Origin of the sequence: Maritimibacter harenae (assembly GCF_009882975.1) — a bacterium.
GTDB lineage: Bacteria > Pseudomonadota > Alphaproteobacteria > Rhodobacterales > Rhodobacteraceae > Maritimibacter > Maritimibacter harenae.
On the sequence record NZ_WTUX01000010.1, the window covers coordinates 179,957 to 193,641 of the forward strand.

12 protein-coding genes are annotated in these 13,685 nt (G+C 67.1%); 3 read left to right on the top strand and 9 right to left on the bottom strand.

Annotation, left to right across the window (positions count from 1 at the left end; all coding sequences use genetic code 11):
• Positions 1–131: 131 nt before the first annotated feature.
• The 3 genes from GQE99_RS05210 to GQE99_RS05220 all read left to right on the top strand — a co-directional run bounded on the left by GQE99_RS05210 (position 132) and on the right by GQE99_RS05220 (position 4,193).
• Positions 132–788, top strand: a complete 657-nt coding sequence (locus GQE99_RS05210) for a response regulator transcription factor (protein WP_161350531.1) — start codon at positions 132–134, stop codon at positions 786–788.
• A gap of 64 nt (positions 789–852) precedes the next feature.
• Complete coding sequence (locus GQE99_RS05215) at positions 853–2,004, top strand: FIST N-terminal domain-containing protein (protein WP_161350532.1); 1,152 nt, start codon at positions 853–855, stop codon at positions 2,002–2,004.
• Positions 2,001–4,193: a hybrid sensor histidine kinase/response regulator gene (locus GQE99_RS05220; RefSeq protein WP_161350533.1), complete on the top strand. Its 2,193-nt coding sequence runs from the start codon at positions 2,001–2,003 to the stop codon at positions 4,191–4,193. The genes GQE99_RS05215 and GQE99_RS05220 overlap by 4 nt, the downstream gene beginning before the upstream one ends.
• A gap of 187 nt (positions 4,194–4,380) precedes the next feature.
• Here the strand turns inward: GQE99_RS05220 and GQE99_RS05225 are convergent, their stop codons facing one another.
• From GQE99_RS05225 to GQE99_RS05265, 9 genes are all read right to left on the bottom strand, one after another.
• Positions 4,381–5,850 carry an ABC transporter substrate-binding protein gene (locus GQE99_RS05225; RefSeq protein ID WP_161350534.1) on the bottom strand — a complete coding sequence of 490 codons (1,470 nt, stop codon included), beginning with the start codon at positions 5,848–5,850 and terminating at the stop codon, positions 4,381–4,383.
• Between the two features lie 172 nt (positions 5,851–6,022).
• On the bottom strand, positions 6,023–6,700 hold the full coding sequence (locus tag GQE99_RS05230; protein ID WP_161350535.1) for a DUF1523 family protein: 678 nt from the start codon (positions 6,698–6,700) through the stop codon (positions 6,023–6,025).
• A 7-nt stretch (positions 6,701–6,707) separates the two neighbouring features.
• Positions 6,708–6,983 carry a hypothetical protein gene (locus GQE99_RS05235; RefSeq protein WP_161350536.1) on the bottom strand — a complete coding sequence of 92 codons (276 nt, stop codon included), beginning with the start codon at positions 6,981–6,983 and terminating at the stop codon, positions 6,708–6,710.
• A gap of 3 nt (positions 6,984–6,986) precedes the next feature.
• Positions 6,987–8,336 carry a DUF6638 family protein gene (locus GQE99_RS05240; protein ID WP_161350537.1) on the bottom strand — a complete coding sequence of 450 codons (1,350 nt, stop codon included), beginning with the start codon at positions 8,334–8,336 and terminating at the stop codon, positions 6,987–6,989.
• 538 nt (positions 8,337–8,874) lie between these two features.
• On the bottom strand, positions 8,875–9,210 hold the full coding sequence (locus GQE99_RS05245) for a hypothetical protein (RefSeq protein ID WP_161350538.1): 336 nt from the start codon (positions 9,208–9,210) through the stop codon (positions 8,875–8,877).
• Positions 9,210–11,147: an AAA family ATPase gene (locus tag GQE99_RS05250; RefSeq protein ID WP_161350539.1), complete on the bottom strand. Its 1,938-nt coding sequence runs from the start codon at positions 11,145–11,147 to the stop codon at positions 9,210–9,212. The genes GQE99_RS05245 and GQE99_RS05250 overlap by 1 nt, the downstream gene beginning before the upstream one ends.
• Before the next feature lie 98 nt (positions 11,148–11,245).
• The gene (locus tag GQE99_RS05255; protein ID WP_161350540.1) at positions 11,246–12,388 is read right to left on the bottom strand and encodes a hypothetical protein; all 1,143 of its coding nucleotides are present in this window, start codon (positions 12,386–12,388) and stop codon (positions 11,246–11,248) included.
• Positions 12,381–12,596 carry a hypothetical protein gene (locus GQE99_RS05260; RefSeq protein WP_161350541.1) on the bottom strand — a complete coding sequence of 72 codons (216 nt, stop codon included), beginning with the start codon at positions 12,594–12,596 and terminating at the stop codon, positions 12,381–12,383. Before GQE99_RS05260 ends, GQE99_RS05255 begins: the two co-directional genes overlap by 8 nt.
• Before the next feature lie 2 nt (positions 12,597–12,598).
• Positions 12,599–13,678, bottom strand: coding sequence for a coiled-coil domain-containing protein (locus tag GQE99_RS05265; RefSeq protein WP_161350542.1), 1,080 nt, complete (start codon positions 13,676–13,678; stop codon positions 12,599–12,601).
• Positions 13,679–13,685: the final 7 nt, after the last annotated feature.

Below are 13,685 nucleotides of genomic sequence, written 5' to 3' on the forward strand. Positions count from 1 at the left end.
TCGAGAAAGGTGATAGGGCCGGGCCCGTCCCTGCGCCATTCGACCTTCGTTCAGTCCGACCAATGGCGGATATGGCGCCTCCGCGTCATCCTGCTACACTCGCCCCACCGAGGCCGCACAAGGACGTGGGAATGGACCTGACCTCTGCCCTCATCGTCGACGATCATCCGCTGTTCTGCGACGCGCTCGCGATGACGCTTCAGGCCGTCGCGAGCATCGACACGGTCGAGACGGCCGGGCGGCTGGCCGACGCGCTTGCGCGGCTCGAGGCGGGGGCGGGCCCGGATCTCGTGGTGCTCGACCTGAACCTGCCGGACGTCGAAGGGCTCGACGGCCTGATCCGCATCGCCAAGGCGGCGAGCGTTCCGGTGATGGTGGTGTCCTCGATGACAGACGACCGGCTGATCGGGGCCGCGTTGCGGGCCGGCGCGGCGGGCTACGTTCCAAAGCACAGCGCGCGCGACGTGTTCCGCGCGGCGGTCGACACGATCCGCGCGGGCGGCACCTTCGTTCCGGATGGCTACGTGCCACATGACGGGGAGGGCGGCGACACGGCGGACGCGACCGAACGGCTTGCCACCCTGACCGCGCAGCAGGCACGCATCCTCGAACTGGTCTGCGCCGGGAAACTCAACAAGCAGATCGCCTTCGACCTGTCGATCGCCGAGACGACGGTGAAGGCCCATGTCACCGCGATCATGCGCAAGCTCGGCGTGCAGAGCCGCACGCAGGCCGTCCTGATCGCCAAGCAGGCCAGCTTTGCCAGCGTCTTGCAGGACATGCGCTGACCTGCAACATTCGCCGGGGACAAGCCTGGGAGGAGACCGCTTGGGCGGGCTGGACGCTGCCACCATGACACGCGCGCAGGACCGGTCGGTCCTGCGGGTGGCCCACCTGCGCCACGACGCCCCGGACGCAGTCCCACGCCTCTTCGATGCGCTGGGCCCCGACGAGATGGAACTGGTGGTCCTCTTCGTCTCTCCCCAGGCCGATTTCGACACGGTCATCGCCGCCGCCGCCCGCTTCGGGGCGGGCACCCGCGTGATCGGCTGCTCCACGGCGGGCGAGATCTCGCCCGAGGGCTACACCGAGGGCGAAATCGTGGCGGTCGGCTTCCCGCGCGATCTGTTCCGCGCTCGCCTCCACCTGATTGCGGACCTCGACGACATCCCGGCCCAGCAGATCATCGACCGGATGATCCAGCGCCGCCACGAGATGGCGCAGGAACACCCGGACTGGCCGGCCGAGTTCAACTTCGTTCTGATCGACGGGCTGTCCACGCGCGAGGACGCGCTGACCTCGGACCTCGCGATGGGGCTGGGGCCCGTGCCGCTTTTCGGCGGCTCGGCCGGCGACGGGGCCGAGTTTCGCGAAACCTTCGTGCTGCACGACGGCAAGGCCCACCGCAACGCCGCCGTGCTGGCCCAGTTCCGGTCGCGCTGCCCGGTGCGCGTGTTCAAGACCGACCACCTCGTGCCGACCGAGACCCGGATGGTGGTGACCCGCGCCGACCCGAAGCGGCGCATCGTGCAGGAAATCAACGCCGAACCCGCCGCGCGCGAATACGCCCGCGTGCTGGGCAAGGACCCCGAGGGGCTGTCCACCTTCACCTTCGCGGCCCACCCGCTCGTCGTGCGCATCGGCGAGCAGCACCACGTGCGCGCGATCCAGCGCGTGGCCGACACGGGCGACCTGGTCTTCTTCTCGGCCATCGACGAAGGTCTGGTCCTGTCGCTCGCCCAGCCCCGCAACATGGTCGATCACCTGCGCGGGGAACTGGCCTCGCTGTCAGCGAAGGGCGCGCCCGCCAACATCCTCGGCTGCGACTGCATCCTGCGGCGCATGGAGGCAGAGCAGAAGCAGATGTCGGGCGAGATCTCGCGCCTGATGAGCGCGGCCCACGTGGTGGGTTTTTCGACCTACGGCGAGCAATTCAACTCCATGCATGTCAACCAGACCCTGACCGGCGTGGCCTTCTACCCGCCCGAGGAGGACGACCGGTGATCCACGACCTGCTCGACCCGAACGACCCGCCCGAGCGCCAGACCGAGAAGCTCGTTCGCATCACCGAGGCGTTGATGCGCCGGATGGAGCGCAACACGGACACCGACGGCGCGGCCTATGCCCAGTTCCAGCGCGCCGCGATGCTCGAGCAGGAGGTGCAGGCGCGCACCCGCGACCTCGAACACACGCTCGACCTGCTCAACATGTCGAACGCCAAGCTCGCCGAGGCCAATCGCGAGGCCGAGGAGGCGCGTTCCAACCTCGCCAACGCGATCGAGACGGTGCAGGAGGGCTTTGCACTTTTCGATCCCGAAGAGCGGCTGGTCATGTGCAACTCGCGGTTCGGCCTGCACATGCCCGACATCCGCGCCCGGGTGCAGCCGGGGCTGACCTTCCGCGAATACGTCGATCTCGTCAGCCGCTCACGCTACCGCGAACGGGTGGAGGACGAGACGCCTGCCGACTGGGCGCGACGCCGGATGAAGCGGCACGAGGACGACCACGTCATCTTCAACGTGCGCATGATCTGGAACCGCTGGGTGCAGGTGAGCGAACACCGCACCCCGGACGGCGGCACCGTGATCCTGCAGACCGACGTGACCGACATCATGCGGCTCGAACGCCAGGAACGCGACCGGATGCTGGACGACCAGTCCCGGGTGATCCGCGCGACCCTGGAACAGCTCGACCAGGGGGTGTCGATCTTCGACGCCCAGGCCCGCCTCGTCGGCTGGAACCAGCGCGTCGGCACGCTCCTGTCGGTGCCCGCCCGGCTCCTGCGTATCGGCACGCGCTTCGCCACCCTGCTCGACCATTTCCGCGACGACGTCACCTTCCTCGACGGCACCACGATCGAGGATCTGGAGGCCTGGGTCGACCGGTCCGACGGCCGCCCGCCGCTCAACTTCGAGATCACCCGGGGTCCGATGCTGATCCTCGCGGTCCATGCCCAGGAAATGCCCGACCAGGGGTTCCTCGTGAGCGTCACCGACGTGACCGCCGAACGCACCGCCGTGCGCGCGATCAAGGAGGCCAACGAGCGGCTCGAGGCGCGGGTCGCCGAGCGCACCCTGGCGCTCGAGGACGCGCTGGCCGAGGCCGAGCGCGCCAACGCCTCCAAGTCCCGCTTCGTGGCGGCGGCCAGCCACGACCTGCTGCAACCGCTGTCGGCGGCCAAACTCTACCTGTCGTCGCTCTCGGGCGAGCTTCCGGTGGTGGACAAGGTCAACCGGGCGCTGGAAAGCGTCGAGCACATCCTCGACGTGCTTCTCGACATCTCGAAGCTCGACATCGGCAAGGCGTCGCTCCACATCGCGCCGATCCCGGTGCAGCTGGTGATCGACCAGCTGGTCGAGGAGTTCACCCCGATGGCCCGCCAGAAGGGGCTCGACCTGCGCGCGGTGCCCACCCGCGCCATCGTGGAGAGCGACCCGACCTACCTGCGCCGCATCCTGCAGAACCTCCTGTCGAACGCGATCCGCTATACCCCGGAGGGCCGCGTTCTGATCGGGGCGCGCCGGCAGGGCGCGCGCCTCAGGGTCGAGGTCTGGGACACCGGGCCGGGGATCGACGCGAACGAACAGAAGGACATCTTCGACGAGTTCCGCCGCCTCAACGCCTCGGCCAGCGCGGCCGACGGCATGGGGTTGGGGCTCGCCATCGTGGAGCGCGCCTGCCGGCTCCTCGACCACGATCTCGATCTCGTCTCGGCACCGGGGCAGGGGACCGGCTTCAAGGTCACGCTGCCGCGCGCGGCCCCGGCCGCCCGGCCCGACGCCGCGCGGCGTGCGGGTGTGCTCCAGGGGCCCGGCGGGCAGGGGGCGGAGCTCGTCCTGCTGATCGAAAACGATGCCGAGGTGCTGCGGGCGCTCACCACGATCCTCGAGAAATGGGACCTCGGCGTGCTGGCCGCGCAGGGGCCGGCCGAGGCCGACGCGCTTCTCGACGAGATCGGCGTGACCCCGGACGCGATCATCGCGGACTACCAGCTCGACGACGGCGCGCTGGGCACCGACACCATCGCCGCGATCCGCGCGCGGCTGGGCCCGGTCCCGGCCTGCATCGTCACCGCCGACCGATCGCCGGAGCTTCTCGACAATTGCGCGGCGGCGGGCATCCGGCTCTTCCCCAAGCCGATCGAACCGGCCGAGCTCGCAGCCTTCCTGGCGGACGTGCCCACGAACACCTGAGCGGTCCCTTTCATCTTTCGACAAATACGCCGGAGGGGGTGCGGGGGAGGCTGGCCTCCCCCGCCCGGGCGCCGCCCCGCGCGGGGCGGCGCAAGTCCTGTGCGCGGGCCTGCCCGCGCACCGCTGGGCGGCCATGAAAAAGGGGCACCGGGTGGCCCCGATGCCCCTCGCGTTCAGGTATGTCCGATCACTCGGTCCAGTGCACGTCCGTCAGGTCGTTGGCCTGCGTCGGGGCGTTTTCCCAAAGCCCCTCGATGTTGGCGTTCTTCACGCCTGCCTTGGCCAGCTGGAACAGGTAGGCGTTCACGTAATCCTCGGCGATCATGCGCTGCGCGGCCTGGTTCAGCTCGGTGCGACGGGCCGGGTCCGTGGTGACCGACAGCTCCTCGATCAGTGCCTGGAAGTCCGGATTGTCGTACTGGAAGTAGTAATCCGGACGGGCGTAGATGTTGATGTCGGCCGGCTCGGTGTGGCTCACGATCGTCAGATCGAAATCCTTGCCGCCGAACACCTGCTCGAGCCACTGGGCCCATTCCAGGTTGGTGATCTCGATGTCGATCCCGATCTCGCGCAGCTGGGCCGCGATGATCTCGCCGCCGTTGCGGGCATAGCCCGGGGGCGGCAGCATCAGGCGCAGCGTGAGGTCGGTGGCCCCGGCCTCCTCGAGCAGCGCGCGCGAGGCGTCGGGATCGTAGTCCGACAGGTCCGTGAGATCGACGTAGTCCGGGTTGTGCGGCGCGAAATGCGTGCCGATCGGCGTGCCGTATCCGAACATGGCCCCGTCGATGATGTCCTGCCGGTTGATCGCGTGGGCGATCGCCTCGCGCACCCGGACGTCATCGAGCGGCGGCTGCTGGTTGTTCATCGCGAGGATGGTTTCACCCTCGGTCGAGCCCACGATCACCTCGAAGCGGGGGTCGTTCTCGAACTGCGACAGAAGCTCGACCGCCGGGAAGTTCGGGAAGGCGTCGATGTCGCCGGCCATCATCGCCGCGAAGGCGGCGTTGCCGTCGGAGATGAACTTGAAGGTGGCGGTGGACAGCGCCACCGGCTCGCCCCAGTAGTTCTCGTTGCGCACCAGCGTCACGTGATCGCCCTGCACCCATTCGCTGAAGGTGAACGGTCCCGTGCCGATCGGGTCGGTGGCGAGCTGATCGACGGTTTCCTCGGCCACGATCACCGCGTCGCCCCAGGCCATGTTGAACGGGAAGTTGCCGTTGGGCTCAGACAGGGTGATCTTCACCGTGAGCGGGTCCACCGCCTCGACGCTGTCGATCCCGGCGAAGAGCGCCTTCTGCGCGTTGGTCGAATCCTCGGCCCGCGCGCGGTTCAGGGTGAAGACCACGTCGTCGGCGTTCATCTCCGAGCCGTCGTGGAAGGTCACGCCCTCGTGCAGCTTGAAGGTATAGACGGTGCCGTCCTCGCTCACCTCCCAGCTTTCGGCGAGCGCGGGCTGGATCGAGCCGTCCGAGCCGAAGCGGGTCAGGCCCTCGAAGACGTTGGCATAGACCACCTCGTCGATCGCCGCGGCGGCGCCGCCGGTCGGGTCGAGGTTCGGGGGTTCCAGCACCATGCCGAGCGTGATCGTGTCCTGCTGGGCGAAGGCCGGCACAGCCAGAAGCGCCAGCGCGGCGGCTGTCTTGGTAAGGTGTTTCATCGAGTCTCCCTCTTGGACTTTGGTGTTTTTCAACACAGTAGACCATGCCACTGGCCCGGTCACGAAGACTTGGATCACCTAATTGACGTAACGTCAACTTGGATCGGGGAGGGGAGCAAGACGAAAGGCCCCGTGCCCGGGGCGTCGGCTGCGGGGCGGCTCGGCACCGGGCTTAGCGCCCGGTCCAGCTCTTCCACCAGCGGCTCAGGCGGCCGCGGCGTTCGTCGGCGTAGGCGTCGACCTTGTCCCAGGCATCGCGCCCATCCTGCATCGCCGGGTCCAGCGTGCGTTCGCGGAACTGGCGCCACATGGTGCGGATGAAGAGCGCGGCGGCGGCCAGGAAGATGAAGAAGAAGATGTTGAACCACGGGATGATGGTCACGTCCGGCCCCGCCACGGGCTTGATCGCCACCGCGTTGGGATAGATCGAGAAGAACCGGTTGCGCCAGCCGTAGCGCGTGATCACCACCCATTGCTCTTCGCCGGGGGCCGAGACATTGGCCAGCGCCTCGGCCTGCAGGTCAGAGGAATCGAACTTGAAATAGGGCGGCCAGATCCAGCCCGTGTCCTCGTTGCGGTAGACGAAGACGCGCTCCGCGTCGCGCCGGATCAGGCCCAGGAGCGCCTCGCGCTTCTTGACCGTGTTGATCAGGCGCACGTCGCGGGTGGCGAGCTCGGTGCTGGCGCTGTCGGACTGCGCGTAGAACGGACGGTTCAGCGCCGAGAAATCCATCCGGATGATCTCGGTCCCGGTGATCCGGGCCACGTCGTGACGGGGCAGCACGTAGAGCAGCAGCAGCCCGAATGCGACGACGAAGATGGTCAGGATCGTGTTGCGGACATAGCGCATGGGGGCCTCAATTCGCGTTGGTGATGTAGAGAACGACACCCACGAAGATCGCGGGCGCGACGTAGATGAGCAGCAGGAGCTTCGGCCGGATCGAGTCGTTGTAGTCGATCATCCCCTGCGTGATGAAGGTCTGGCGCTGCGTCTTGTCGCCGCCGTCGGGATGATCCTCGTCCCATTCCTTTTCCAGCTTCTCGCGTCTGACCGAGCGCGAGTACCAGCTCACGGCCAGATAGACCACCGAGCACAGCAGGAACAGAACGACGACGAGCCTTAGAAGTGCCATGTGTTACCTCCTGACGGCGCCCCACGGGCCCACGAGGTCGATTATATCCTCTTTGGGGGGTGGGGTCACCGGTCTGGCCCGGGGCTCTTCGCCGCCGAAGAGCGCCTCGCGCGCGCCGGCCTTGTTGGCGGCGTAGTCGCGGTGGAGGAACTCGGCCACGTATTCCTTCTTGGCGTCCGGCCAGCGCGCGTAGGCGTCGTAGAACGCCTGCTTGTGGCAGATGAAGAGCTGGCGGATGTCGAGCGGCGAGAGCTCGGAAAGCAGCATGTTGATCAGGTCGCGGTCCGGGTGATCGGGCCGCGCGCGCAGGGTGTAGAAATAGCTCGCGTCATCGCTGGCGATCCGGGGCCACTTGCCGCCGTTCAGGGCCCAGCGCACCAGCTGGTTGAGCTTGAGAAACTCCTCGGGCAGGTCGGCCCCCATTCGCTGCGCCAGCCGGTGCAGCGCGCGCGGGTCCATCCCGTCGATCTCGATCCCGGCGCTGGTGGCCGCGTCGATCAGGATGAAATCCATCTTCTGGCGCAGGATCGCCGCGCCGTCGACGCCGCGCGCCTTGATGATCGGCTCCACGAGCGCGTTCACCTCGAGGAAGGCGGCGATCCCGTTGCGGTCCCCGAAATCCAAGGTCGAGGCGATGGGCATCACGCCGAGCGCGTGCTTGTCGCCGACCGCGATCACCCCCGGCTCCGCCACGTCGCGGAACACGTAGAGCCCACCGAAATGCGCGGTCCAGAAATTGTCCTGGGTATAGGTCGGGCGTGCCAGGTCGATGGGCTGGCGCGTGACGTCCCCGGTGGTGCGGGCGAGCTCGATCATCTCTGCGATCAGCGCGTCGTCGAACCAGGCGTCGTCTTCGGTACGGAACCGCTCGATCCGGTCGGCCAGCGCGCGCGCGTTCTTCACGTGGCTCTGCGTGGTGTCGGCGTTCACCGTGATCGTGCGGATGTCGAAGAGCCGGGCGGGGGAGGACGCGTCGAAGACCGAGTTGTCGAGTTCGCCCGACACCGCGTCCCGGGCGGTGAGCGCGAAGAGCTTGGCCTTGTTCTCCTCGATGAACTGCTTGAGGATGCCGCGCGAGGTCGAGAACTTGGCGTTGAGCAGAGGTGCTGTCTTCTGCTCGGTGGTCAGGATGATGAACAGCCGGTTCACCCCGTTCGGGTTGAGGTAGAGATGATCCCCCAACTCCTCGCCCACCTCGTAGGAATAGCCCGAGATGTCGATGTGGAAATCCGTGAGCCCGGTCGTGCGCCCCGTGAGCGCCTTGAGCGCCCGGTTGTAGCGCTCGATCAGCGCCGGGCTGTCCACCCGGATCAGGTTTCCGAACATGAGGCCGCGTTGGATGAGGCGTTTCATCGGCATACTCCAGAGGCCATTACAAAGCCGTCCCAAATCACAAAAGGCATAGGTCCGGGCCCGAGGTAAGTGATGACGTTAGTATAGGTGGTCCCGGTACCTCCGGTGTTACTCTCAGAAGAAAGATCATGAGCCGTTGCGAGTGCGCTGAAGCCAAACCCGCCTGTTCCGTCGGAGATTACTTTGTGGAAAAGATAGCTTTCGGTGCCAAAGTACCGGTGTCTTATGATGCCGGTCTTCGTGTCGACAAATATCGGCTCTTCTTGCGTGTACTCTACAAGTTCTGCTCGGCCGTCGGTCCTTCCGTTCGGCAAAAGTGACCCAAACTCAACTATCTCACATTTCAATACATCTGCTTGGGATGGGGCTGGCAGAAACGAAGCTGCAACAAAAACCGCTACGTTTGTGGTCAAAGATCTGCGCCCGGCGGCACGCCGGGCAGCGCGCGACCGCCCCCACGGGCGGGCGCTTCGCGTCCACCCGCGGTCGGGCCCTCCCCGGCTCCGTTTGCGCACTGATCCGATGATCACGCCCCGCATCACACCCCCGTCCGCGACCGCCGGAAGCTCAGGAAGAACACGCCCACGTAGGCCACGATGATCACCAGCGTGCCGCCGAAGGCGAAGGTGCCCAGCTGCCCGCCGCAGGCCGCCGCCGGCTCCAGCCCTGCGCGTTCGTAGAGCCAGACCGTCACCAGGGCGAGCTTGGCGCCCACCTGCAGCACGGCGAGCGACACGACGATCGCCCCCAGGATCACCCAGGCGTTCGCCTCCTTCATCCGAGCGACGATCCGCCCCACGATCCACGCCGCCACCGCGACCAGCACGGCCAGCGCCGCCGTCGCCCCGAACAGGTATCCGCAATCCGCCACCATCAGTCCCCCTTCGACGCGACAAAGCGCCGTTTCGCTTCTTCGGTCAGCCCGAAGTCGCGCACCATCTTCTCGATTGCCGCCTCGTCCGACGTGTCGGCATAGCGGAACTCGCTGTCGGCGTAGCGGTTGATCTCCTGGATCACCATCTCGATCGTGATCGGCCGGCGCAACTCCTCGATCATCCCCTTCTTCTCGTCATAGGACTTGAACAGGAACAGGTCCGGCTCTTCCATCCATTCGTCCGGAAGCTCGAAATCCATCGCACGCACCTTCACGGCGTCGGTGATGTTCTTGATCGCGCGGCCGGTGAAGCGCGGATCGGCTTCCTGGATGGCCTTCAGGTAGGTGCCCAGCTTTGCGATGGTGTCGAGCCGGCCGAGGTCGCGCGCGACACTCTCGTAGACTTCGAGCAGCCCGTCCTCTTGCGGCCGCGCATGGCTCTCATAGCTCTCGGCCACCGCCTTCCGGATCTCCTGCGCGGCGTAGAGGTCGTGGTCGCCCATCGGGATGTCGTGGTTCTTGCCCATGAGAAGCGCGAGGATGTCGATGTAATCCTCCCGCGTGCGCGGCCCGTCCACGAGGAACCGCGCGCCCGCGCGTTGCCGGAGCGCGTCGTCCACGTTCTCGGGGTAGTTCGAGAACATGCCGAAGGTGCAGTTCCCGCGCACCACCGTGTTGGCCCCCGCGAAGCTCTCCATCAGCACCGCGGTGATCTCCAGCTGCCCGGCGCTGGACTGCCGGTCGCCGCGCTTGCCGGCGAGCTGGTCGATGTCGTCGATCGTGCCGAAGCCGATGACGTTCGGGTCGATCACGGTGTTGATGAACGCCTTGGCGTTCTGCGCCGATTTGCCCTGGTAGCTGTCGATGCTCTCGGTCGACAGGTTCTGGTAGCGGAAGGGATAGCCCGCCACCTCGCAATAGCCGTGGATGAGCCCCGCCATCATCTGGATGAGCGTCGTCTTGCCCGTGCCCGGCATCCCGTCGCCCATGAAGGTGAAGATGAAACCGCCCAGTTCGGCGAAGGGGTTGAGCTTGCGCTCGAAATCATAGGCCATGAGCATCTTGGCGAGCTTCATGGCCTGGTATTTCGCGATGTGGTTGCCCACCACCTGGTGCGGTTTCTTGAACTGCATGGTGAGCGTCGTGCCCCGCGCGCGGCGCGCCGCCTGGAAGCCCGAGATGGTGAGATCGTCCGCCTCGACCCGGTAGCTGGCCCCGGTGAACGGGGCGAGCCGCGGCGCGCTCTGGGCGCGCAGGGCGACCTTTTCCATCAGCGCCTCGGCGAAGGCGATGACGGTCGCGATCAGCCGCGCCTCGTCCGCCGCATGCGACCCGATCTCCTGGTCGAGCTCCCAGAGCGCGCCGTGAAGCCCGAGCAGCGCATTGTCCGTCAGCACCTCCTCGACCGGGCCGATCTCGACCGACACCTCGCCCGCCTGCGAGGCCAGCAGGAACGAGGTCGCGTTGGCGAAGACCCCCAGAACGACCAGCGCCTCGGCGGCGAGCAGCTCGGTGAACGCCGCCGACCGCTCGCGCGGCAGGGCGCCTGCCAGGTTCGCCTTCTTGAGCTCGGCCAGCCCCGTCTGCTGCGCGTATCCCTCGCCCACGGCCAGCGCGATGGCGATCGCGCGCCGCAGCGAAAACAGGACCGATGCCTCGACGGGCGACACCAGCGGATCGTCCCCGCCCACGGCCTCCACGCGCTGTGCCAGGTGCACCCCGTCGGGCGCGGCCGTCGACCGGGTCACCAGCCCCGGGGTGGTCGAGCGGAACCGGCGCGTGCGCCTGATCCCCGGCGAGCGCTCGACCGGCGCCTCGGGGCGCGGCGCGCCGATCCGGGGTGCGTGCTCGAACCCGTCGAGCATCGCCGCCGCCGCGTCGTAATGCGCGCGGATCTCCTCCTCGGAGAGCTCCATCAGGTCAGCAGGCAGAGACATCGGGCGTCCTCTTCATCGTTCCGGAAATACTTCGGGAGGGTCCGGGAGGGCAGCGCCCTCCCGGCGGTTCGGCGCGGGCGAAGCCCGCGTCGAACCCCTCACGCATAGCTCAATACCTGCCCCCCCGGGCTCACGACGAACTTGCGCACGTCGCGAAACCCCGGCGGGTTCTTCTCGGCCAGCACCTGGAAGGGGCGTTCGGGCAGGATCACCGCGCGGCTCATCCGGGTGGCGCCGGTGTCGGCGCCGCGCCCCGAGAACGGGTCGAGCGCGAAGATCTCCCGCTCCACCTGTCCGAACCAGCCGGACTTCTCCATCTCCACGCGCTCGCTCTCGAGCTCCTCGACGGTCCAGGCCAGCGCCCAGTCCTCGCCCTCGGGCGCGTGCGCCTCGGCCAGCACGTCGCGCAGCGGGCCGGTCTGGCGGGTGAAGGCGTGGGAATACATCGGTCCCACGTGAATGCGTCGAAGCCGCTTGGGGTGAAGGTCGTCGAAATCGCGGTCGAACCCGCGCGCGATGGTCACCAGCTTCAGCCCGGCCATCGACTGCGCCATCAGGTGCGCCTGTGCGGCGGGCCAGCGGGTTTCGTCCTTGGGCAGGGCGGTGCGGCCGGTGTCCTCGACCTCCATGAGGTAGATCGTCGGCAGGTTCAGCCCGCTGTCGTAGACCGCCCAGTGAACGAGGTACCGCCGCCGGGGATCGCGCCCCTCGGCAAGGTTGCCCATCCAGTTGGCGTCGGGATCGTTCTGCGGCCAGAACAGGTCGCCCTTCGCGAGTTCTTCATAATAGAGCCGCTGGCTCATCGCGTATTGCAGGCGCGTGGGCACGGTGAGCTTGCCCACGATCTCTTCGACCATCTCGTCCCTGAGCCGGTCGGAGGAGGGCATGTTCTTGAGATGCTTGGTGGCCTGGGCCGCGTCCGAGGCCATCTGGAGAAGCTCGGCATGGATCGGAAAGCCCGAATCCTCGCGGTCGAAGGTGAGCGCGCCGGGTCCCGCGCCCTCGGCACGCCCGGACATGTGGTACTTGTTGGCGAGCGCGCGGAAGGTGAAGTCGAGCGCGCTGACGTAGCGCGCGATGATCGCCACCTCGTCGCGGTTCAGGCTGCCTTCCGTCTCCATCCGGGCCGCGACCCGCGCAAGGTGACCGGTGATCGCGTCGAACTTGCGGAAATAGCGGCGGATGACCCGGGTGTCCTCCAGGTCCGCGTGATCGCCGGCAAGGGTCTGGGTCTCAGTCATTTCGCGTGTCGGAGCTTTCGCGGCGGCCGAGTTTCAGAAGTGCCATCATCGCCACGAAGACCGCCCCGGTCAGGCCCGCGCGCAGCATCGCGCCGCCGGCGGTGCCATCGAAGGGCAGGGCGGGCGCGGCCAGCATCAGGGCGACGGAGGCCGCGACGGTCACGACCAGCGCGAGGGTCCAGCGCAGGGGGCGGCTCAGCCGGGTCACGTTCAGGCCCCGTAGAGGTTCTTGTCGTGTTTCTCGACGATCTCGGCAAAGCGGCGCGCGAAGCGTTCATCCGCCTTCGCCTTGGCTTCGAGCACGTCGCGGGCGAAGACCATGTGTTCCTCGTGCGCCTCCATCATGTCGGCCATCTTCTGGTTCGTCGCGGTCCCGATCGAGGCCATCGCGGCCTGCGCCTCCTTGTCGGTCTGGACCCCGATCTCGTTGATGCGGTGGGCCACGTCCTGCTGCTGCGCCGTCTTGAGCGACTTCGACAGCGCGTCATAGAGCACCACGCGCTGCTTGGTGTCGGTCTGGAGCTTGTTGATCAGCACCATCTGGGTCGCGGCCTGGTTCTGCAGGCTGTCGACCCAGGTCTTGCCCTTCTCGATGTAGCGTTCGAGCGTCTGGGAGCGGGCGAGGTTCACCTGCTCCTGCTGGACCATCTCGTTGTAGCGCGCATTGAGCTCGGCGAGCTCCGACTCCAGCTTCGTGCGCGCGGCCGCGTCCTGTTCCATCGAGATCTTGTTCTCGAGTTCGATGATCTTCGGGTCGAGCGCCTGGATGTCGGCCTTGAGCTTTTCCAGCGCGCCCACGACGGCCTCGCGGTCGTCCAGCGTTTCGGTGAGGTTCGTCTCGACCCGCGCCTTCTGGTCGTTGAGCATGTCGAGCTGGCTTTGCAGGAGCTGCACGATCGTGTCGGATTTCGAGATCAGGTCCTGCAGCTTGTCGTCGATCGACGCGGTGCGCATGCGCTCCTGGCGCAGGCTTTCCGAGCGATGCTTGGAGAAGATGCCGACGAAGGTCTCCCACCCGGTCTTCGAGCGCATCTCGTCGAAATCCTTGGAGAAACCGGCGGTCACGTCGTCGAGCCCCATGATCAGCTCGGCGATGTTGGCGTTCATCACCTGGGTGTGGGCGTGCACGTCGTCGAGCGTCGCGTTCTCGATGTCGATGGAGATATCCGCCCCGGTCGCCATCTTTTCGCGCGCGGTCTCGATCCGGCCGGTCAGCTCGGCGATCTTGGTCTGCGCCTCCTGCACCTGCGCCTGGCTTTCCTTGATCTGGGCGTCGAGATTTCCGGCCATTGGACCC

Excerpts from the sequence above, each read along its gene's own strand:
- GQE99_RS05225 (WP_161350534.1), bottom strand. The coding sequence starts at position 5,850 with ATGAAACACCTTACCAAGACAGCCGCCGCGCTGGCGCTTCTGGCTGTG.
- GQE99_RS05240 (WP_161350537.1), bottom strand. The coding sequence starts at position 8,336 with ATGAAACGCCTCATCCAACGCGGCCTCATGTTCGGAAACCTGATCCGG.
- GQE99_RS05255 (WP_161350540.1), bottom strand. The coding sequence starts at position 12,388 with ATGACTGAGACCCAGACCCTTGCCGGCGATCACGCGGACCTGGAGGAC.
- GQE99_RS05245 (WP_161350538.1), bottom strand. The coding sequence starts at position 9,210 with ATGGTGGCGGATTGCGGATACCTGTTCGGGGCGACGGCGGCGCTGGCC.
- GQE99_RS05235 (WP_161350536.1), bottom strand. The coding sequence starts at position 6,983 with ATGGCACTTCTAAGGCTCGTCGTCGTTCTGTTCCTGCTGTGCTCGGTG.
- GQE99_RS05210 (WP_161350531.1), top strand. The coding sequence starts at position 132 with ATGGACCTGACCTCTGCCCTCATCGTCGACGATCATCCGCTGTTCTGC.
- GQE99_RS05250 (WP_161350539.1), bottom strand. The coding sequence starts at position 11,147 with ATGTCTCTGCCTGCTGACCTGATGGAGCTCTCCGAGGAGGAGATCCGC.
- GQE99_RS05215 (WP_161350532.1), top strand. The coding sequence starts at position 853 with ATGACACGCGCGCAGGACCGGTCGGTCCTGCGGGTGGCCCACCTGCGC.
- GQE99_RS05230 (WP_161350535.1), bottom strand. The coding sequence starts at position 6,700 with ATGCGCTATGTCCGCAACACGATCCTGACCATCTTCGTCGTCGCATTC.
- GQE99_RS05265 (WP_161350542.1), bottom strand. The coding sequence starts at position 13,678 with ATGGCCGGAAATCTCGACGCCCAGATCAAGGAAAGCCAGGCGCAGGTG.